This window comes from Streptococcus sp., assembly GCF_019414905.1.
Lineage (GTDB): Bacteria > Bacillota > Bacilli > Lactobacillales > Streptococcaceae > Streptococcus.
Map to the genome: position 1 here is coordinate 1 of NZ_DXLC01000241.1, position 1,339 is coordinate 1,339.

At 38.5% G+C, this 1,339-nt stretch carries 1 protein-coding gene and 1 pseudogene; both read left to right on the plus strand.

What is annotated here, in order from left to right; genetic code table 11:
- Positions 1-771: caspase family protein (locus tag QZ359_RS07365; RefSeq protein ID WP_293965072.1), on the plus strand; the 771-nt coding region annotated here is incomplete at its 5' end.
- Between the two features lie 12 nt (positions 772-783).
- Positions 784-1,339: pseudogene (locus QZ359_RS07370) on the plus strand (N-acetylmuramoyl-L-alanine amidase family protein); the annotation flags it as partial.

Here is a 1,339-nt window from a genome sequence, read left to right on the forward strand (position 1 = left end):
GGAGCAAGACAAACGATTAATCGCCGTGCTTTAGTTCTTGGTGAAACATCAACGATAGAAGTACCTATCGAAGACGTTAATGCTATGGAAAAGGTTTTTAGTAACCAAAACTTTAGCGAAGTTGTTCGGTTCCCTGATAAGACAAAAGCTGAGATTATTGCAAAAATGGAAGAACTTTTCAAATCTTCTAGCGAAAGCGATGTGAACTATCTTTACCTTACTTGTCATGGAGGAGAAGATGGGACGATAGCCATTGGTAGCGATAAAACATCCTTTTCAGGTTGGGAATTAGCATCTATACTGAAACAATACAAAGGTAAGTTTGTGGTTATGCTGGATTGTTGCTATTCAGGAAAAATTATAGATGTAGGTAAATCAGATGAAAAGGCCGTCTCCAATTCTGAAGAAAGATTTGATGAACAAGCATTTTTGGCAGGATTTTCAACAGGAGATCCAGCAAGTAAGAATGGTGAAATGCTTGATTCTAAATTCCTCGTACTATGTGCCTCTTGGAAAGGTGAAAAATCGTATAGTGCAGTCGGAGTAGGTAGTCTTGCCACCAGATACTGGGCAATGGGTACAGGTTGGGATTCACTTCAAAATAGAATGATTTCGCCTATGGCAGACACCAATACTAACGGAAAAATCACTTTAGAGGAACTGTATCAATACTCTTATCCTCTAGTCCTTGAAGCTGCATCAAGCAGTAATAAGGAGCAACATGTATCAGTTTATCCAGAAAACAGTCAATTTGTTTTATTCCAAAAATAAGGGGTTAAGAAAATGAAAGTATCAAAAAAAATCACATTATTTGGTTTATCTCTAGCAGGTTTAGCTTTACTAGCTTTCCCTCATTCAGGAAAGGCCTTCGAATTGAAAGAAGAATGGGTTGTCAAGGGTGGTATTAAGTATCAAGATGGCAAAATTCTTCAATTTGACAATGGCAATGAAGTAGATATCAAAGTATTGGATTTGCCAAAAACTGAGAAAATCGAGTGGACGGTTAGTCTCAATGGTCAAGATCAAACTGTCAATTTCCTAGGTCAAGAAAAGGACAAGTCTATGATGGGTGTAGAGGGGCGTTACCTGAATTTCTACGTTCCTTATGGCTATAGAGGGGATATCAAGGTAGAAGCCAAGAGTGGAAATGAAGTAAAGACCTGGTCCACTAAAGTAGTAGATGATGTATATAATGACGGTGGAAAGAGTGGTTACTTCCGTATTGACGAATCAAATGATCAACACACCTACCTTGATGCAAAATGGGACTATCAAACTAAGACCTACACTGCTACCTTACCAGAGACTGTCAATGGTCAAAAAGTCTTTGCTTGGGCAG